This window comes from Saccharopolyspora hattusasensis (assembly GCF_050972075.1).
GTDB classification, from domain to species: Bacteria; Actinomycetota; Actinomycetes; order Mycobacteriales; family Pseudonocardiaceae; genus Saccharopolyspora; species Saccharopolyspora hattusasensis.
Genome location: NZ_JBPCDC010000001.1, coordinates 1,054,782 through 1,072,916, shown reverse-complemented (window position 1 = coordinate 1,072,916; position 18,135 = coordinate 1,054,782). Strand labels below are relative to the sequence as shown.

General features: G+C 67.8%; 16 protein-coding genes and 1 pseudogene. 8 read left to right on the top strand and 9 right to left on the bottom strand.

The features are described from left to right. Positions 1-116 precede the first annotated feature (116 nt). On the top strand, positions 117-1,658 hold the full coding sequence (locus tag ACRXBZ_RS05040) for an IS1380 family transposase (protein WP_433878012.1): 1,542 nt from the start codon (positions 117-119) through the stop codon (positions 1,656-1,658). Positions 1,659-2,085: 427 nt separating this feature from the next. Here ACRXBZ_RS05040 and ACRXBZ_RS42140 read toward each other — a convergent pair. The 3 genes and pseudogenes from ACRXBZ_RS42140 to ACRXBZ_RS05025 form a co-directional block, all read right to left on the bottom strand. Then, positions 2,086-3,036: pseudogene (locus tag ACRXBZ_RS42140) on the bottom strand (class III lanthionine synthetase LanKC N-terminal domain-containing protein); the annotation flags it as partial. Between the two features lie 194 nt (positions 3,037-3,230). Next, positions 3,231-3,686 (bottom strand): histone-like nucleoid-structuring protein Lsr2, encoded by a 456-nt coding sequence (locus ACRXBZ_RS05030; RefSeq protein ID WP_433878011.1) that lies wholly within the window; start codon positions 3,684-3,686, stop codon positions 3,231-3,233. 529 nt (positions 3,687-4,215) lie between these two features. Beyond that, the gene (locus ACRXBZ_RS05025; RefSeq protein WP_433878010.1) at positions 4,216-5,181 is read right to left on the bottom strand and encodes an RICIN domain-containing protein; all 966 of its coding nucleotides are present in this window, start codon (positions 5,179-5,181) and stop codon (positions 4,216-4,218) included. 243 nt (positions 5,182-5,424) lie between these two features. On the opposite strand from ACRXBZ_RS05025, the gene ACRXBZ_RS05020 reads away from it, so the two are divergent. The 3 genes from ACRXBZ_RS05020 to ACRXBZ_RS05010 all read left to right on the top strand — a co-directional run bounded on the left by ACRXBZ_RS05020 (position 5,425) and on the right by ACRXBZ_RS05010 (position 6,904). Then, positions 5,425-5,763, top strand: coding sequence for an alpha-amylase inhibitor (locus tag ACRXBZ_RS05020; protein ID WP_433878009.1), 339 nt, complete (start codon positions 5,425-5,427; stop codon positions 5,761-5,763). A 145-nt stretch (positions 5,764-5,908) separates the two neighbouring features. Beyond that, positions 5,909-6,205: a hypothetical protein gene (locus ACRXBZ_RS05015; protein ID WP_433878008.1), complete on the top strand. Its 297-nt coding sequence runs from the start codon at positions 5,909-5,911 to the stop codon at positions 6,203-6,205. Between the two features lie 291 nt (positions 6,206-6,496). Next, positions 6,497-6,904: a hypothetical protein gene (locus ACRXBZ_RS05010; protein ID WP_433878007.1), complete on the top strand. Its 408-nt coding sequence runs from the start codon at positions 6,497-6,499 to the stop codon at positions 6,902-6,904. 216 nt (positions 6,905-7,120) lie between these two features. On the opposite strand, the gene ACRXBZ_RS05005 is transcribed toward ACRXBZ_RS05010, so the two are convergent. Then, positions 7,121-7,960 carry a TauD/TfdA dioxygenase family protein gene (locus tag ACRXBZ_RS05005; RefSeq protein ID WP_433878006.1) on the bottom strand — a complete coding sequence of 280 codons (840 nt, stop codon included), beginning with the start codon at positions 7,958-7,960 and terminating at the stop codon, positions 7,121-7,123. Positions 7,961-8,125: 165 nt separating this feature from the next. Between ACRXBZ_RS05005 and ACRXBZ_RS05000 the strand changes: the two genes are divergently transcribed. Next, a complete protein-coding gene (locus ACRXBZ_RS05000) occupies positions 8,126-9,127 on the top strand; it encodes a methyltransferase (protein ID WP_433878005.1) in 1,002 nt (333 codons plus the stop codon). A gap of 8 nt (positions 9,128-9,135) precedes the next feature. Here ACRXBZ_RS05000 and ACRXBZ_RS04995 read toward each other — a convergent pair whose 3' ends face one another. Genes ACRXBZ_RS04995 through ACRXBZ_RS04975 form a run of 5 tightly spaced genes read right to left on the bottom strand, consistent with a single transcriptional unit; the run spans position 9,136 to position 14,993 of the window. Next, complete coding sequence (locus tag ACRXBZ_RS04995) at positions 9,136-10,383, bottom strand: FAD-dependent oxidoreductase (RefSeq protein WP_433878004.1); 1,248 nt, start codon at positions 10,381-10,383, stop codon at positions 9,136-9,138. Then, positions 10,380-12,041: a prenyltransferase/squalene oxidase repeat-containing protein gene (locus ACRXBZ_RS04990; RefSeq protein WP_433878003.1), complete on the bottom strand. Its 1,662-nt coding sequence runs from the start codon at positions 12,039-12,041 to the stop codon at positions 10,380-10,382. Before ACRXBZ_RS04990 ends, ACRXBZ_RS04995 begins: the two co-directional genes overlap by 4 nt. After that, entirely contained in the window at positions 12,038-13,051 is a 1,014-nt protein-coding gene (locus ACRXBZ_RS04985) for a UbiA family prenyltransferase (RefSeq protein WP_433878002.1), read from the bottom strand. Before ACRXBZ_RS04985 ends, ACRXBZ_RS04990 begins: the two co-directional genes overlap by 4 nt. 2 nt (positions 13,052-13,053) lie before the next feature. Further along, positions 13,054-14,064, bottom strand: a complete 1,011-nt coding sequence (locus tag ACRXBZ_RS04980; RefSeq protein ID WP_433878001.1) for a polyprenyl synthetase family protein — start codon at positions 14,062-14,064, stop codon at positions 13,054-13,056. After that, complete coding sequence (locus ACRXBZ_RS04975) at positions 14,061-14,993, bottom strand: aminotransferase class I/II-fold pyridoxal phosphate-dependent enzyme (protein ID WP_433878000.1); 933 nt, start codon at positions 14,991-14,993, stop codon at positions 14,061-14,063. Before ACRXBZ_RS04975 ends, ACRXBZ_RS04980 begins: the two co-directional genes overlap by 4 nt. Here ACRXBZ_RS04975 and ACRXBZ_RS04970 point away from each other — a divergent pair. From ACRXBZ_RS04970 to ACRXBZ_RS04960, 3 genes are all read left to right on the top strand, one after another. Next, entirely contained in the window at positions 14,955-15,446 is a 492-nt protein-coding gene (locus tag ACRXBZ_RS04970; RefSeq protein WP_433884134.1) for a hypothetical protein, read from the top strand. The two genes, ACRXBZ_RS04975 and ACRXBZ_RS04970, sit on opposite strands and share 39 nt — an antisense overlap. 184 nt (positions 15,447-15,630) lie before the next feature. After that, a complete protein-coding gene (locus ACRXBZ_RS04965; protein WP_433884133.1) occupies positions 15,631-15,801 on the top strand; it encodes a hypothetical protein in 171 nt (56 codons plus the stop codon). 638 nt (positions 15,802-16,439) lie between these two features. Continuing rightward, complete coding sequence (locus ACRXBZ_RS04960; protein ID WP_433877999.1) at positions 16,440-17,549, top strand: hypothetical protein; 1,110 nt, start codon at positions 16,440-16,442, stop codon at positions 17,547-17,549. Positions 17,550-18,135: the final 586 nt, after the last annotated feature.

The window sequence follows — 18,135 nt, the reverse complement described above, 5'->3', positions numbered from 1 at the left end:
ATACCCACAAGGTGCTGAACCCTGCCCGTCGATCATTAGCCCTGACTTTTCATGTGGGTCGGTTGTGTTGCGGCGTGCCTGAACACAGAAAGTGCTCCTGACCTGGGAGGATACGGGTGTCTGACGTCCGTATCGCAACCAAGGTGAGGAGCACTTTCGAGGTGCAGGCTACTGGGTGGTCGCGGGGTTTGGAAGTCACCGCTGATGGTGAGGGGATCGTGTCGCACGCCGGGCTTGCGCTGCTGCGCGGGTTGACCGATAAGACGGGTTTGACCGCAGGCTTGTCGAAGGCGCTGGCCGGCACCCGGTTGCTGGTGCATAACCGGGGCCGGGTGGTAGCGGATGTGGCGTGCGCGATCGCCGACGGGGCGCGGGCGATCAGCGATTTCCGGGTGATGGGTGACCAGCGGGAGCTGTTCGGGCCGGTGGCGTCGGTGCCCACCGCGTGGCGGACGTTGGAAGAGATCGCCGACGGCGGAACCCGCACGGCGAAGAAGATCACCGCCGCAGTGAACACTGCCCGCCGGTATGCGTGGGACCAGATCGTGACACGCCACGGCACGCTTCCCGGGGTGCGCATCGCGGACAAGACCCTGGAGGGGGTGACCTGCGTCCGCATCGACGCGACGGTCACTGACGCGCATTCGGACAAGGAGTGGGCGGAGGCGAACTTCAAGGGGTTCGGCCATCACCCGCTGCAGGCCTACTGCGACAACACCGGGGGTGAGCCGCTGGCGTGGATGCTGCGCCGCGGTTCGGCCGGCAGCAACACAGCCGAGGACCACATCGCCATCACCGATAGTGCGATTGCCGCGCTGCCACAACAGTTTCGGAGGCGGTTGATGGTCACTGTGGACGGTGCCGGCGCCAGTCACGAGCTCATCGCACATCTGGACAAGCTCGCGTCCCGGCGCGGATACCAGCTCATCTACTCGGTGGGGTGGGCGCTGACCGAGCGGGAGAAGACCGCGATCCGGCTGGTGCCCGAGCGGGCGTGGGTGCAGGCGATCGGGCCGCGCGGGCAGCTGCGTGAGCGACGCGCCGAGGACGCCTGCGACAACCCCCGGTGCACACACGCCCGCTGCTGGGTCGAGCAGGCCCACGTGGCCGAGCTGACCGGGCTGCTGCGGCAGGGACCAGGCGGCGACCAACTCTCCGCCTGGCCGGAGAAGATGCGGGTGTTCGTGCGTCGCGAACGTCCCCATCCTGGGGCGCAGCTGACCCTGTTCGAAACCCAAGACGGGTGGCGCTACACGCTGTGGGTCACCAACCGTCCCGAGACCACGAAGGGGTGGCTGGGGCAGTCGCAGTACATCGACGCCGCGCACCGGGTGCACGCCCGGGTGGAGGACTGCATCCGCACCGGCAAGGACACCGGCCTGGGCCGATTCCCCTCCCGCGACTTCGCGATCAACACCGCCTGGCTGACCACCTCCATGACCGCCGCCATCCTGCTCTCCTGGCTCAAACTCCTCGCCCTCGACGGCGCTTTGGCCAAAGCCGAGCCGAAAACGTTGCGCTACCGCATCCTGCACACCGCGGCCCGCCTCGTCCGCGGCGGCCGCCGACGACGACTCAAAATTCCCCGCACCTGGCCCTGGGCCACCCAGATCGAGAGCGCCTGGCAGCGCATCACCGCCCTGCCACAAGCACCCTAACCAGCGCCAACCCGCCCCTACGACCCAAGAAAGACCCCGGGGCCCGTGGAACCCCCGGCCACCCGGCCCGACAGCCGGGCAACCATCACGCCCAGGCCGCGAAAACCAGCCCCACCACAGCAAAACCCAACCCCCTCACCCGCTCACCGACCGCCATGAAAAGTCAGGGTTAGTCCGGAAAAGGCTGCATCCGATGGTCCGCCAAACCGCCGCATTGCTGGTACACGATCACCGCAGGTCAAACCCCGATCTCACCAACTTCGCCGGTTGGCTCGGACTCCCCGGATAAACACGTCGACCTCACATTCGCCGACGGCGGCAGAATGAAGATATGAGTTCGGTGTCACCGCGTCCGTAATGCGTTCCGGACGCGGTGACTTTGGAAAGAAATCCCAAGCCCTGAAGCGGTAGAAGCAGCCGACGATGTCTAGCCGCGCATCAAGGAATCTTTGACCGCAACCGCAGGGAAAACTCTGACGTTCAGCTCACCAGAAAGTTCACCGGAATCGAACTCGGCAATGAAGCGGGTTTCTCCGTGTTCGGATCGGATGGCCAGCGAGAGCGCGGATTCCCTGAAGAAATCCCACAGAATGTTTCCGTCTTGCTTCCAAACAAATCGGATCGACCGCTCATTTTCGTCGTAGCTGAGCAGCAGCTCGCCGTTCTCTGTCTGAACGGTGAGTTTTCTTATCCATGGTTCATCCAGTTCACTTGGAGCTTCCCCGAACTCGTCCAGAAATTCTTGGTCGTCGGGAACCTGCAACGCGTCGTTCATTTCTTCCCTCGAAACGGTATGATGGTTGAAATCTTCAAGCCTTGCGGCGTTTCGTGCCATGTGGTGTGCAGCTGAATGAATCCGCCCGGACCGACCAATAATGAATCTCGTATTTGGAATCTCCCGTGCCTGTTCGTGTAGCTGCGAACGATTAACCCAGTCGGGGACGGAGAAACTCGTCCCGCGTTTGTCGGGAACCAGCGCTCCGTCCGGGCCCTGTATGGCGAGCACGCGAGTTCCGTCCAACTCCACCGAACGCTCCACGAACCCGCCGTAACGGACGTACAATGGTCCCGGCCCATAGCGAAGGTCGCTGAGGATGTACGGGCCCGCCTCGCCCCGCAATTGCTGAGACAATTCTTCCAGCACCAGTTCCAGCTGATGCTCGTCGAGTGGATAAATTGTAGCGAACTTGCCGCTCGCGGACCGCGGCGCATATTTGGCGTTGCGGGACAGGAGAACCTTGGGGCTGCGCAAGTGTTTGAACGCGACACGCTCCCGCAGGCAGTACTCGTGGACGGTCGACAGCACCCTCTCCGCGTTGTCCAGCGTGGCCGAAACGTGCACCTTCCAGCCCAGCGTGACGAGCCCGAGCCCCGGCGGAACGTAGCCGCCGCGCGAAGCTTTTCCGGCCGTGCCCATCTCTTCGACGTTATGCCGGTGCTACCCGAGCCGCAGGCGGTGGTCGGTGCCGTTCTCACCCAACGAAGGAACCGCCGAAAGCGCTTGGGGATGCGCTGGACCCGTTGATCGGCAAGCTGCGAGGGTGTTTATCAGCCGCGAGGGTGTCCTCGAGCTCAGTCGACTGCGGAAGAGAACTGCGGCATCGAGACTGCCCGGACGCGGGCCGCTCCCGGCTTCGGCTCTTCGGCCGGAGTCGTGTCGAAAAGCGTTTCCTCGACAGGCTCGGGCTGCTCGGGCTTGACCGGCTCCGGCTCGACCGGCTCGGCGGCCTTCTTGCTGAGGTGTTCGCGGGTGCGCTGCGCGGCGCCGCGGATCTGCTCGGTCAGCTGCTTGTTGGCCTGCCGGACCTGCTCCTCCTCGCGCTCCTGCTGGCGCGTGCTGCGCGCCGGCTCGGGCTTCGGGGAGCGCGCGGCCTTGATGTAGCGGTCGAGGACGGCCCGGAGTCTTTGGGCGTGCTCGTCGTTCAGGTCGATTTCATACGTCACACCATCCAGCGCGAAGGTGACGGTGTGGTTGGCTAGGGACCCGTCGATGTCATCGACGAGTTCGACCTGAATCCGTTCGGCCATGATCACCTGTCTCGGGAGCGTGCCCCGCCTCGATCCGCGACACTTGCAGGTAAGACTACTGCGAGCCTTGACCAGACCATGCCGTAGCACGCGGCAGCGCCGTTGTCTCGTACTCAACCATAGAGCAGCCGGATGCCCAGCCGATAACCGACGGGCGGGTCACGTACCGCCCGCGTACGGCGGCGGTCAGTGGCCACCAACGGACAGTAACCGCTGTGAGGCAATCCTAGCAAGTAATCCAGTGCACATCGAAGAGAATTCCGGTGGCGCTGGACCATTCTCGCAGCGATCGTAGCGCACCTCCCGGACGGGAATGTCGTCCGCCAGCAATTTCGCCTCGAGCGTCGAGAACTCCGCGCTGTCGGACCTCGACGCCCGGCGGGTAGTCGGAGCGCCCGACTCGGGGCCGGTGATCCTCGGCAGGCTGAAGTTGCGCAACCGGGCGAATGCCGTGGCACGCGGTCCGCTCCGGTCGTGAGTGCGAAAACGGACTGGAGGCCGCTTTCGCACTCACGACTTCGTTGCGGATTCATGGTAGGAGATCGATGACGAACACCTGACCACCTTTTCCCACGCACGGTTCCATTTCTGCTTCGGTGCCTTCGGCGGTGCTCGAGCCGACGATGCCTACGCACCCCTGGCCCTTCACCCGGAGCACGTACTGTCCACTCCCATACAGTCCGCTGGGTTCGATCTCGAAAGAACTGCCTTGTTCGCAGTCGTCCCTTGGTTCCAGCAGTCCGGCCCCGGGCCCCTCGGGCAGTGCCTTCAGGCATCCCCTGCCGTAGTCGGGGTGGTGCCACTGGATGCGGTAATTACCTTCACCCGTGGGCTCCAGCAGGGTAGTTTGCGGCGCCACTTCGTCGCACGGGCGCTGCACCGCCACCAGTGGGACATACCGGTGGTTCTGGACGCGCCCATCGGTCAGGCACAGGTGAGGAGCCGTAACGGGGCGCAGTCGTACCCACCCACGCGGCAGTGTTGACCAGATACCCGAAGTGGTGGACTCCGTGTGCTGGACGTCCCCGGCTGGCCGGCCGAATGGGATCAGCATCCAGGCGATCGACGCGGTAACGGCTCCGAACGCGGCGGCCATTGTCAGTGGCAGGAGATACCCTTTGAACCTCCTGTGGCTCGGCTGTCCGTGCCTGACCGGTTCTGTTGGCGCTGCTTCGGCCGGTTCTGTGGGTGCGGGGTCGGCTTTGTCCAGCCCATGTTCGAGTGCTTCCCCGCGAGCGATCACGTCCAACGCATCAAGCCATGCCGTCGCTTCGCTTCCGCGCCCGCAGGCGTGCACGAAGGCAGTCAGCAATTCCGGACGCGGTAGCCTCTTTCCGCCTAGAACGTCGGCCAACGTGCTGCGCGCCAAAATCTCACCACGCGCGGCCGCACGCTCCTCCAATTGCCGGTAGGTCAGCTGTGATTCTTGCTTGAGCCGTCGCATCAGCGCTACGAACTCCACGGCGTCGCGCGGCTTTGCCCCCAGGATTTCCATACCTGCCATCTTCGTCGGTCGCGCATCACTCGGCATCGTCCATTCGAGCTGTTCGAGATCGGCGGCGCGAGGCCGGACCGGCTTCCGGACAAGGCGCTGATCAGCCGTTATCGAATCGGACCTTCCGGGACAGGGCGCTTGTGTTGACGTGGACTCGGTCGCGCCAGCAAGATTTCGACGTTCCGCCTGCCCGTTTCTCGGCGGGAATGAAGGAAATCGCAACAGAATGCGAAGGGAAAATACATGCGCATCACCGCTAACTGGCGCGCGACCGCCGCCGTCTTCCTGATGGCGTTCTCGGCCATCACGGCTCTCGGCCCTGCCGCGGCCGCGAATCCGGTAGCCGATTCCGGGATTGCTCCGATGGAAACCACGGCACCCAAGTGCATGCTGGACAAGGAGAAGAAGGGGAAAATCTACACCACGGTGTGGGTCACCAACTCGTGCAAGCGCAACTACCGGGTCCAACTGATCATGGCACGAGGTGCGGACAGTCGCTGTTTCTCCATCACGCCCGGTCAAACCCGCAGCCACACGTCCCGTGGCATTAGCCCGTACCTGGACCGCATCATCCTGTGCTGAGCCCGTCCGCGAGTCCAAGGGCGTTCGACCGGAGTGAACACTAATCCTCCGCTGACCCGAGACTCCTGAAACAGCTACTGCCGCTCCGGCCGCATCGCGGAGCGGCAGTCTGCGTCGTCAGCGTGATCCGCCGCCAGCGCTTGGCTTGGCTTGGCGGACGTCACCGCGCCGAGATGCGGCGGTAAGAAGCCGCCGACCCGAGCAGCGATGCCAGCAAGCCGACGAGCACCGGGCCGCGGGCTCGCTGCTCACGGAACTGTTCCCGCCGCAGCTGCGCTACAGCGGTGTTGCGATCGCGTTCGACCCGGGTGGTGTGGTCAACGGATTCCGGCCGGAAACCCAGTTGGCTGGCAGGAAAAGGGGTTGGGAGGAAGACGTGATGCCGCTGGCGGATGCTGTCTCGGCTGATCTCAACCGCTTCACCGAGCAGCTGTCCGCTTGACCGGACGGTCTCGGTGGGACGAAGCAACTGAGTGCCCCTGCATTTGGGACCAAATAGCAGGTCGCGCCGCCCGCAGATCAGTCACAAAAGCCGGTTCTGGAAATGGCACACGCTCTGAATACGGGTCCGATGTCGTGCGGAGACGGTGGGTCGAATTAGATTTTCGGGCATTCTCTGATACCCGTTCGTCCTGCTATGGAGTTTCTCGGTTGAGAGTGCCCGAGGCGGCTGGTTGGCTACTGGGCAACGCGCTTGAACAGGGCGCCCCGATATTTCTTGAAAGGAATCTTCATGGGTGTGAAGAATGCAGTGAAGCGGGTCGTGGTGGGGCTCGGCGCGACCGGTCTACTCAGCAGTGCGCTGCTGACGGGCACGGTGGCGAGCGCCTCGGCCTCGACCATTCCGAACGGGCATATCCAGATCTGTGCCCAGGGTAACTACTCCGCCTACGTGGAAGTTCACCCGGCCGAACTCGGCGGCGGCATGACCACGGTCGGCATGTCCAGTACCGTTCAGCGGCCGGGCAACTGCTGGATTCACAAGCTCAGCACCCACGGCGTGGACGCCCCGGTCGACGTGTGGGGCATTCGCCCCGACGGGTCGACGTTCCACGTCGGTGCCGCGTCGTACAACAGTAAGGACGGCCTGGGTCTCGGTGCGCAGGGCACCGTTAGCAGGCCCACGATGGCGAAGTGGTGATCCGGCCAGTAGGGCACGGCCGCGGGCGCGACATCGGTTGCGCCCGCGGCCCTTTTGGGCTCTTCTGCTTCTTCCGTGGGCTAGGCGTGTCCGGGGATTGTCACTCACGACCGGGCGGGCACTGGTCGCTCTCTTGTGGACAGTGCAAGATCGCGGCGCGCAGCTCCAAATCGTGTCTTCCTGAGCCGACGGGGCTGGGAAACGCGGTCGGCGGGCTTAATTACTGGTCGACGCGCTGAGCACGCCCTCCTCGTGGTGGGGCCAGCGGGCCGGTTCGCCGACGGGCTTGTCGCCGAGCACCGTGACGCGGCGGCCGACCCGGCGGCCGGTGTAGTCGTTCACGGCGTAGTGCTGGGTCGCTCGGTTGTCCCAGACCGCGACCGCGCCGGGGATCCAGCGGTAGCGGCAAACCCGTTGCGGGCTCTCGGAAACTTCGAACAGGTGGTTCAGCAGCGCGTCGCTCTCACCCGAGGTCAGCTGCGGGATTCGGCGGGTGAACATGCGGTTGACGTACAGCGAGCGGCGGCCGGTTTCCGGGTGCGTGCGCACCACGGGGTGCTCGGTCTCGCTGCGGAACGACCCGTTCGGGTGCTTGAAGACGTGCACCGCGGTGAGCCCTTCGAGCAGGTCGCGCACCGGCGCGGACAGCGCTTCGAAGGCCAGGTACTGGTTGCTCCACATCGTGTCGCCGCCTGCCGGCGGGCATTCCACGAGCTGCAGCACCGACGCGATCGGCGGCGAGGGGCTGAACGTGACGTCGGTGTGCCAGACGTCGGCGCGCGCGCCCTGATCGGAGTCCAGCACCACCAGCTCGTCGTGCCCGGGAAGCTTCGGCAGGAACGGGTGCACCTCCAGTTCGCCGAACCGGCGGCCGAACGCCTTGTGCGCTTCCGGTTCGAGGGCGGCCGCGTCCGGGAAGAACAGCACGAGGTGGTTCAGCAGCAGTTCCCGCAGCACGGTGAAATCGGAGTCGGTCAGCGCGTCGAGCGGAACGCCGCGCACTTCCGCGCCGAGGGCCCCGGACACCGGGCGCACGTCGAAACGGTTCTCGGTCATTTTTCTCCGCCTTTCTCTGACGTTTTCGGGCAGGGCGAAATGCCCTTTCGTCGCCCGGGAAAAACATTCGGGCGATGGTTGACGTGAATTGTTCTGAATTGGCACTCTGGTCGTGCCGGACGTCGTTTCCGGCGGCCCCCGAACACCTTCGTCGAAAGGACGCTCATGCCGCACGATGCCGCTGCCGAGCTCGCCCGCCTCGTGGACCTGGCGACCCCGTTCGCGATCCGCACCGCGGTCGCCCTGCGGCTGCCGGAGTTGGTCGAGGCCGGCACCACCGGCCTGGCGGAGCTGGCCGCCGCGAGCGAGTGCGATGAGGACTCGCTCGCGCGGCTGCTGCGGCACCTGGTGTCCGTCGGCCTGTTCGCCGAAACGGCGCCGGGCGCCTACGGGCTCACACCGCTGTCGCGCGAACTGCTCGGCGAGAACCACCGCTGGCAGCGCGGCTGGCTCGACATCGGCGGCCCGGGCACGAAGATGGACCTCGCCTACACCGGGATGCTGCATTCGGTGCGCACCGGCGAATCCGCGTACGGCCGGGTGCACGACGTCGAGTTCTGGGCGGACTACCAGCGCGACGAACGGCTGCGGCTGTTCTTCGGCGCGATCATGGCCGCGCACGCCTGGCAGACCGGCCCGGCCGTGGCCGCGGAGTACGACTGGTCCGGGGTGCGGCGGGTGCTCGACGTCGGTGGTGGCACGGGGGCACTGCTCTCGGAGGTGCTGCTCAAGCACCAGCACCTGACGGGCGCCGTGCTGGACCTGCCACCGGTGCGTCCCGAAGCCGAGCAGGCGTTCGCCGAGGCGGGGTTGTCCGAACGCGCGGAGTTCGTCGGCGGCAGCTTCTTCGATCCGCTGCCGGCCGGCTACGACGTGCTGCTGGTGTCGCGGGTGCTGACCGACTGGAACGACGAGAACGCCACGAAGATCCTGCGCCGCTGCGGCGAGGCCGCGGGGCCGGACGGACGCGTCGCGATCGTCGAGGTGCTCGCCGGTGAGGAGCACGCGAAGAACAACTCCTCGTTCGACCTGCAGTCGCTGACGCTGCTGGGCGGTCGTGAGCGCAGCGTCAACGACTTCCACGCGCTGGCCGCCGCTGCGGGCCTGTCGGTGCACGCCACGCACCGCTGGCCGAGCGGGCTGGTCGTCGTGGAGTGCACGGGCTGACACCGCGCTCACGCCCAGGACGGGAGCCGCCGGGCCCGCGGGTCCGGCAGCAACCCCAGCTGGTGCAGCCGGTCCAGCGGGGTCAGCGAGTGCACGCCCAGCCCGGACATCGTGTGCATCACGGTGTAGCGGATGCGGTCGTTGCCCCCGGTGCCGCGCAGCGCCCGGCGGCCGGCGAACCGGCCCACCCACGACAGGTCCGTGATCATCCGCGCCGCGTTGTGGCTCGTTCTGCCGATGTGCGCCAGATTCTCCCGGCGTGCGGCCGAATACCGCGCCAGCGCGTGGTCGACGGCGGCCGGGGCGAGCGAGCCGCCCTGCCGCAGCATCGTGGCGAGCTCGTGAGCGTCGGCGATCGCGCTGTTCATGCCCTGCGCGGCCATCGGGTGCACGGTGTGCCCGCTTTCCCCGACCAGCGCCAGGCCCGGGACGGCGAGCGATGGCGCGAGGAATCGGGACACCGGCAGCAACTGCCGGGCGGCGAGGTGCGTGCGGATCGATGCCTCCAGCGGTGCGAGCGCGGGAGTCTCCCGGACCAGGTCGGTGGCCCAGCGATCCAGTCCGTCGGCGTCGAGACCGCGCATCTCGTGCGCCCCGGTCTGCGCGTAGAGCCGGATCCGGCCCTCCGGCAACGGGTAGCGCAGGCGTAGCCCGCGTGGTGTGACGTAGGCGGAGAAGTCGGGTTCGACCTCCGGTGCGTCGTGCAGCTCCAGCGCGACCAGCCGGTGCGGGTAGTCGTCGCGGCGGATCTCGATGCCGGCCTCGCGGCGCAGGCGGGACGACACGCCATCGGCAGCCACCACGAGCGCTGCCTCGACGACATCGTCGCCGATCCGGACGCCGGTGACCCGGCCGCCGGTGAAAATCAGGCCGGTCACCAGTTCTCCACGGCAGAACTCGACGTTGTCCGGCAGGGATTTCGCAAGCGCTTCGAGGATCGCCGGGTAATCGTGGGCGAGCAGCCAGTTGCGCTGCACGGGCAGGCGCGCGTAGTCGAGAGCCATCTGCGCGCGGCCTTCGGCGTCGCGGGCGACCAGCTTCCCGAGCCGCAGTGCCCCGGCCGCTTCCAGTCGCAGCGCGACGCCCCACTCGTGCAGGATCGCCAGTGCCCCCGGCTGGAAGACCTCGCCCTTGGCGACCGGCCGCACCCGCTCCTGCTTGTCCACCAGCAGCACGCGCCGGCCCAGCCGGCCCAGCGCGCACGCCGCCGCCAGCCCGGCGACGCCGGCGCCGCACACCACGACGTCGTAGCTCATCCCGCCACCGCCTTCCGGTAGCGGGCAAGGGCTTTCAGCGCGAGACCGTGGGCTAACGCGGGATTCGGGTACCGGCAGACGTGCCGCACGTATTCGTTGACGTTCGCGGCGGGCCAGCCGCCGGCGGGCAGCCGGTGCGCCAGCAGCCAGTCCACACCGGACCGCGCGGAATCCGGTTCGGCCCCGGCGGCCAGCAGCGCCGACACCGCCCAGCCGGTCTCCTCGACGGTCCCGGGCTCGCCGTCGCCGGTGCCCCACGAGCCGTCGGCCAGCCGCGTGCGTTCGAGCCACGCCCGCGCGCGTCGTGCCGGTTCCCCCTTTGCCGCACCGGCTTTGGCGAAAGTCTGGAGCACGGCCGAGGTGCCCGCGGTGTGCATGCGGTACCAGACGGACTCGAAACTTCCGTCCGGCTTCTGCGCCTTTCCCAGCCAGCGCAGCGCGCGGCGGACGCGGCGGTCTTCGGCGGGTACGCCCGAGTCCAGCAGCCCGTCCACGGCCTGCGCGGTCATGTGCGGGCACGGTCCGCTGTTGGCGACCTTCGTGTTTCGCACGCACAAGCCCCACGAGCCGCGGGTGTCCTGCTGCAGCGTCAGCCAGGTGACGCCGCGGCGCACGGCGTCGGCCTGGTCCGTGCCGGGCAAGTGGTTCAGCGCGGACAAGATTTCGCCGGTCTCCAACGTCGCGGGCCAGCCGCGAGTGCCCGACCAGCCCCAGAACCCGGGCGCGCAGCCGAATGCGGTGAAAGGCTGATCCTGTTGCAGGCGAAGGAAGAGCTCCTTGACGGCGGTCAGCCGGGGATCCGCTGCGTACCCCGCTTCGAGCAGGCCGGCGGTGGCGTACATCGACCAGGTCAGGTCCAGCGGCCCGCTCGACCACGAGCCGTCGGGCGCGGCCATCCGGCGGAACCAGCCGACGGCGCCGTCGACCATGTCACCGCCCAGCCCGGCGCGCGCGAGCCCGGCGCAGATCAGCCCGGTCACCCAGGCGTCCTCGCACCAGCCGCCGGTGCTGCCCTCGTGCTCGTAGACCTGCCGGATCACCGCGAGCGCGTTCGGCTCCGCGAGTTTCGCCAACGACCGCTGCAGCCGGGTCAGCGGTTTGTGCCGCGCCTGGGCGAGGCCGAGCGCGGAGACCATCGGCGCGCGCAGGTCGAACAGCCGCCGGTACAGCCCGGGCAGCAGCGCCAGCTCAAGTGGGAACCGCCGCATCTCGCGCGCGTCGAGCCAGCCCGCGAAGCCGTAGAACTGCCGGCACCACGCGACGACCTCCGCGTGCGGGATCGCTTCCAGGCCACCGAATTCCCGCATCCATTCCTGACCGGCCTCGACCGCGGCGGCGTTGCCGCGCGGATCTGTCAGGTGCAGCACGGCCGACGCCACTGCCGTCGGCCCGGCCTCGGACGCCTCGCCGGGCACCATCGCCCAGCCGCCTTCGGCGGCCTGCGTGCGATTGAGCCAGCCGACGCCTGCCTCGATCAGGTCCGCGGCCCCTCCGGGATCGGCGAAGTGCAGCGCGCACACCGCGCCAACCGTGCCGAGCGTCGAGGTCAGGCCTGTTCCTCCGTAGTCGAACACCCCGTCCGCGCGTTGTGCGGCGAACAGCGCCTCGGCGCCCTCGGTGATCGCCTCGGTGATCTGGTCGGAACGCGGGAACGTCACGCCGGGTCCTTTCTCCCGGCCACCGTAGGGGCGGGCGGGAACTCGTGGCGGGCGCGCATCAGCGCTTGGGTGAGCAGCGAGAACAGCAGTACGGGCAGCACGAGTGCGAGCGCGAAGCGGCTGCCGGTGGCACCTGCGATGACCGCGGCGGCGAGCGCGAGGCGTTCGGCCACCAGCAGTTCGTGGGCGCGCAACGCGGTCCGCGCGCCCACGACGTCGCCCGCGCGCACCAACGGCGTGAACGCGCGGGCCCCGATGATGGCGGCGACGGCGGTGATAGCGAGCTGGGCGGCCGGATCCGTTGTCGCCCAAACCGCGCCGAGCACGACCACCGCGACACCACCGCTGTACAGGCGCAGGGCGAGCCGGACCGCGTGCCGGACGCCGCGGCGCACCGGCACCGAGCGGTAACCACCGGCGCGGTCGCCGTCGACGTCGCGGATCGTTCCCACCAGATTCGACGCGGTGTCGTGCAGGAGGAAACCCGCCGCCACCGGCAGCAGCGGCCACGGGGGCCATGGCGCAGCCACCATTGCGCCGATCACGAGGGCGAGCGCGGTGAGCGCGCCGCGCGTGACGTTGCCGGCGATGCCGCGGCTCTTGAACACCTTGCTGTAGCCGACGATCCCGGCCACCGCGACGACGAACAGCGGCACGATCCGCCAGTTCGCCCACACCACCAGCACGGCCGAAAGCGCCGCGCACGCCAGGCCACCGCACAGCGCGGCCTCGGTGGACAGCCGTCCCGACGGGATCGGCCGATGCGGCTTGCCGATCGCGTCGAGATTGCGGTCGAAGTAGTCGCCGAGGTAGTGCCCGGACAGCCAACCCAGCGTCGGGGCCAGCGCCGCCACGACCAGCGCGTCCGCACGGCCCGCGCCCCCGGCCACCGCGGTCCCCGCGAGGCCGAGCAGCGCGGGGTAGCACGAGGTGTAGGGGCGCCAGGTCTGCACGTGAGCGAGAACCGACCAGCCGATTCGCCGGCACAGTCGCGTGATCGCCGGCGCCACGGTCAGCGGTCCCTCCGCACCGCGAGCTCGGCCACCGCGCCGAGCAGACCGGCCGCCTCGGCGACGGGGAGCACGCCGAGCCCGGACTTGGCCAGCCGCACCTCCTCTCGCGCCTGCGCCAGTGCGAGGTCAAGCGCGCCCGTCGCCACCACCACCTCGCGCAAGGCGGCCAGCGCCGCATCCGGCCGGAGCCCGCCGGCCAGCACCTGCACGATCCGGGACCGCTCGGCCGGTCCTCCCTCGCGGTGGGCCAGCAACACCGGGAAGGTCGGGCGGAGGTTCGCCACGTCACTCGTGCCCGGTTTCCCGGTGACCGCGGGATCACCGAGGAACGGCAGCAGGTCGTCGTACATCTGGAAGGCGAGGCCCGTGTGCTCGGCGAACTCCGTGACGGCGTCGACCGCACCGGGCGATCCGCCGCCGAGCACCGCACCGGCCCGGCAGGAGCCGCGGAATAGCGCACCGGTCTTGAGCGCGGCCACCTGGAGGTAGGCCGCGAGACCGCTGCCCGGCGTGTCGTGCGCAGGCGGCACCAGCAGCGCCTCCTGCACCTGCCCGCGGCACAGGTCTTCGCCGGCTCGCGCGAGTATGCGCACTGCGGACAGGATGTTCGCCTCCGGCACCGCGCATTCGGCAAGCGCGCCGAACAGCTTGATGATCAACGCATCCCCGGTGACGATCGCGTCGGACACGCTGTAGCGGGCGTGCACCGATGCCCGGCCACGGCGGGTGTCGTCGCCGTCGATGATGTCGTCGTGCACCAGCGACGCCGCGTGCAGGTATTCCACGGCCAGCGCTGCGGGCATCACCGCTTCGCGATCGCCGCCGACGGCTTCGGCCGAGGCCGCCAGCATCAGCGGCCGCAGCAGCTTGCCCGGCGACAGCAGCGCGTAGCGGGAGACTTCGTCGAGACGATCATCGGTGGCGGGCCAACGCGCGGTGAGCGTGCGCCGGATGTCCGCCGCGACCTGGGACGAGGTGACCTTTTGGCTCAAGGCGTCGGGAGCAGTCATCTGGCGAACTCCTTGGCCAGCACCAGCAACGCGTCGTTTGCCTCCGGCGTCCCGGTGCTCACGCGCACCCCGGCACCGGCGATCTCGCGCACCACGACGCCGCGCGCGGCAAGGTAGTCCACAAAGGACTTGTTCCGGTCGCCGAGCCGCAGCCACAGGAAGTTCCCGCCGCTGGGCGGCACGTCCCAGCCCAGGTCGAGGAGCCCGGTCCGCACGCGGTCGCGCTCGGCCGCCACCACCCGACAGCGTTCGCGCATCGCGTCCTCCGCGTCGAGCGCCGCCAGCGCCGCGGCCTGCGCGACGGTCGGCACCCGGTAGAACGGCAGCATCGGACGCAACGCCGTGGCCACCGGTTCGGCCGCCACCAGGTATCCGACGCGGAGGCCGAGCAGGCCGTGCGACTTGGAGAACGTGCGCACGACCGCGACCCGGTCGTCGGCCGCCGCGAGGGCGAGCCCGTCGGCGATGTGCGCCGGGTCGGCGAACTCGCGGTACGCCTCGTCGATCAGCACCAGCACGTGCGGGGGCAGCGCGGCGAGGAAGTCCGCCAGCTCGGCGCGGCCGAGCACCTCGCCGGTCGGGTTGTTCGGGTTGCACAGCAGCACGATCTTCGTCTGCGGAGTGACGGCGGCGGCCAGCGCTGCCAGGTCCTGGCAGTCTCCGTCCGAGGGCACCGCGACCGGTTCGGCCAGCGCGTTGCGGATCAGCAGCGGGTAAAGCTCGAACGACGGCCAGGCGTGCACGACAGAAGTGCCGGCACCGGAGTGCGCGGTGAGGAACTGCTGGAGCAGGGCCCCCGAACCGGCGCCGGCGACCACCCGCTTCGGCGCGATCGCGAACCGCTCCGCGATCGCGTTGGTGAGTCCGGTGGCCAGCGCGTCGAGCGTGAGGTGCATGCGGCCGAGGCTGCTTTCGGCCGCTTCGAGCACGCCGGGCAATGGTCGGGAAGTGTTTTCGTTCAGGGACAGCTGATGAATGATCTGAGTCACGTGAATGAAGGCCTTTCCGTTGCCGCACACGGTATTTCCAACGCCTGTCACCACATTCTAGATCAGAGCCTCCGTCAGATTGCGGGCAGTCGTGATCATTGTCAAGCCGCTGAAAGCATTGTCCACCAGACAAAAACCGGCAATCGGGTTTGCTTTCCGGGCACGGTTACCGGAATTTCGGGCACCATTCAAGATGGCGAATCGACGGTAGGCCGACAATTCCGTAGCATCGCGTGCGCGATGAGCACACTCCGGTTTCCGGGCCGTGACGAAAGTTTTTCCGTCGGCGGCTCAGCCAACGCGACGAGATCCTCGGTCAGCACGTCGAAGCCGGCACCTGCCGGGCAAGACCTGCGGCGCACCCGAAGCACTCACGAAGCTCGCCGGGTGTAGGCAGGGCGAATCGGCCCTGATTTTCCGGGGACGGTAAGTGGCTCCTCCTCGCCACCTGCGAGGTACCTGAGGAGGCACAGTTCGAGCCTCGCGACTTCATCGGGGTGGACCGGGCATCAACAACCTCGCCGCCACCAGGGTGTGCGCGGTGCAGGACCAAGGCCCGTGAGCGGTTTTCGGTGCTATGGCGCCCAAAATCACTCACGGCCCGAAAGCGGAGGACGAGGTGCGCGGCGAGCTGCTCACTGACCTGCTGACCTCGCCCGACCGTAACCGGGGCGCGCTGCTCGCCTGCCGGGGGCGACGGCGTCCCGCATCGCCGCCGAACTGCGATCCATCGTGGACATTCCGGTGACCGTCGCCTGCAGAACTTGCAGGCCTCGCGGATCCGCCCAGCCCAAGGCCCGTGAGCGTTTTTTGGTGCTATGGCACCCAAAATCACTCACGGCCAGGTGGCGGCCTTCGCCGCGGCGGGTCGCGAGTCTGCTTCTCGTTTTTTGCTGCCGGAAATCGCACGGATTGAGCTTTGCTCGTCTCCCGCAACGACACCCGCGACGAGAGTACGCATCGTTCGCATTGCGCACCTTTCCTGCGCGCAACTCGGTCACACAAGTCCGGGATCTCCCGGAGCCGAGAACACCGCTGAGATACCGCGAGCCCGCACCGCAATGCAAGAAGAGGTCGGGGAACACTCAATGAAACTCGCGGACGCTATGTGGAGTCTGCTAATGCGGTGCGCCGACGTCTTTGCGCGGGCGTCGTGAAAGACACCAGGTCACCCGGCAATGCATGCGGCCATCGACCGACGGAAAAAAGTGCACGAACAGCTGTTCATATAGGCACCGTTAGCTCGGTCGGACCACATCGCACATCGCCAACTTGTACTAGTAGCACGCGTTCTTTTAGAGACGACAGGCGACGGCATCCCGGCTCGGTGGTGGTGATGTCAGGCGCTTTCCGTTTCCCCGAGTTCCTCTCGCCAGGAGGTTTCACATGCTGCGACTCGAGCCGTCTCCGCAGACGGCTGGTGTCCCGGTGCCGTGGTGCGCGACCGCCGTTGGGAAGGTGCAATTGACCGAGCGGTTCACTTTGCACTCCAGCGCACCGGAGTGCAAGTCATTGAGGCGGGCGCGGCGCGGATTGGAGCACCTGCTTAGCTTGCTTGGCGCGCGGGATGTGGCGCTGGGCGGAGCAGCGGTGGAGGAGTCGTCACCAGCGGGCGGCAGCTGGTTCGTGGCTCTTGGCGGGGAGGATGACCGGCACTGGGTGCGTGCGGCCGGGCTGTCGCAGTTGCGTGCGCGTCAGGTCGCGGTCGACGAGGTGGTGCTGTCCTCCGGACTGTGTCTGTGGGGGACCGGAGCATTGTTTGCGGTGGGAGCGGCGGGAGCGGTGGAATTGACGCGGGCACCGCAACCTGAGCAGGTGCGCACCCTGCACACTCTGCGGGCCGACTCGGAGCTTTCCGCATATGAGACCACGACCTCAGCGGCACTGGCCGGACTCGCGGGCGCGTTAGCGCGGTGGGCGGCGATACGAGTGCCTTCCACAATGGACTGGGACATACCCCGGCTGCACTACTTGGCCGCCTTGCTGGACGAGCAGGGTGCGCCAATGCTGCCACCGGAATTGTGGCAATACTGGCAGGATTTGGTGCGTCAGCGCAACGCCCAGGTCCACGCGTTGGTGGAGCGGCGATGTCTCGCCGAGGGCCTGCACGCCGTCGGCGTCGAGGGGCTGGCCGGTATTGCGGACATTGCCCGCGGCCGGTTGCCAGGTACCACGCCCCGCCAGGCGCTGCGGTTTCTAGCCGATGCCGATCCGGTCTGGCGCCGCATCGCTGCGACCGAGCAGGTCACCAGTTACTCCGAGCTGGTCCGGTTGGCCTATGTGGTGCAAGTCCTGCGAGCCGGTTGCCCAGAGCTGCACGGACGATCTGGGCGATTGCTGATATGCGTGGAGGATCCGGCCGAGTCCCGCATTCTCTCCGCGGCGCGGACAGTCGCCGAACGGGCTGGGCTGGATCTGCAGGCCGTGGGGCTGCATCCGCTCGGGACGCTCCTGCCCAGCACGGGCGGCAGCCTGCACGCCTGCGGGCTGCCGTAAGCCGCGCCGGGAAACAGACCGGCACGAGGGAGCCGCAGGGGCAAATCCGTTCCGGTGGACGCGGAAAGTGCCCCTGTAGCCCCTGTAGCCTCCCTATAGCCCGCCTATAGCGCGGTACTTCCCGGTGATGCGACCGCCACTCGCGAAGCGCGCACGGGCCCCGCAGGGCAGTTACGGGCTTTGCTCGTCGCACGACGCAGCGCCGTCAGTCCCGGGCCCAAGCCGGGCTGCAGTTGTGCTGTTCAACGCGTGCGCGGATGACGACGCGCACGCTGGCAGTGCGGAGCTCATGGTTGGGCGACCCGCACCGGGCCTTGGTTTGTTCGACGTCGTCGATGATCCAGCCAGAGTCGACGGCATCGGCGAGGCAACCGTAGTGATCAACGGGCCCTGTGGCCGGTGCGGCCGGGTGGAAAGCGGACGCGTCACTCCCGTGGTCACTGATCATGGTCGTGCATGGAAGAGGATCTGACCCGAATCCGTGAATAGTGGGTTGGGTTGATCATGTTGTATTTGGTGTTGATCTCCGCTGCGGTGTTTTTGGGTTGTGGGCATGGTGGTGGCCCGGTTGTCGCGCCGGGTTCGC

What these genes read in the sequence shown, in the direction of transcription:
- ACRXBZ_RS05030 (WP_433878011.1), bottom strand. Translation starts at nt 3,686, where the DNA reads ATGGCCGAACGGATTCAGGTCGAACTCGTCGATGACATCGACGGGTCC.
- ACRXBZ_RS05025 (WP_433878010.1), bottom strand. Translation starts at nt 5,181, where the DNA reads ATGGAAATCCTGGGGGCAAAGCCGCGCGACGCCGTGGAGTTCGTAGCG.
- ACRXBZ_RS05020 (WP_433878009.1), top strand. Translation starts at nt 5,425, where the DNA reads ATGCGCATCACCGCTAACTGGCGCGCGACCGCCGCCGTCTTCCTGATG.
- ACRXBZ_RS05010 (WP_433878007.1), top strand. Translation starts at nt 6,497, where the DNA reads ATGGGTGTGAAGAATGCAGTGAAGCGGGTCGTGGTGGGGCTCGGCGCG.
- ACRXBZ_RS05005 (WP_433878006.1), bottom strand. Translation starts at nt 7,960, where the DNA reads ATGACCGAGAACCGTTTCGACGTGCGCCCGGTGTCCGGGGCCCTCGGC.
- ACRXBZ_RS05000 (WP_433878005.1), top strand. Translation starts at nt 8,126, where the DNA reads ATGCCGCACGATGCCGCTGCCGAGCTCGCCCGCCTCGTGGACCTGGCG.
- ACRXBZ_RS04995 (WP_433878004.1), bottom strand. Translation starts at nt 10,383, where the DNA reads ATGAGCTACGACGTCGTGGTGTGCGGCGCCGGCGTCGCCGGGCTGGCG.
- ACRXBZ_RS04980 (WP_433878001.1), bottom strand. Translation starts at nt 14,064, where the DNA reads ATGACTGCTCCCGACGCCTTGAGCCAAAAGGTCACCTCGTCCCAGGTC.
- ACRXBZ_RS04965 (WP_433884133.1), top strand. Translation starts at nt 15,631, where the DNA reads ATGGCGCCCAAAATCACTCACGGCCCGAAAGCGGAGGACGAGGTGCGC.
- ACRXBZ_RS04960 (WP_433877999.1), top strand. Translation starts at nt 16,440, where the DNA reads ATGCTGCGACTCGAGCCGTCTCCGCAGACGGCTGGTGTCCCGGTGCCG.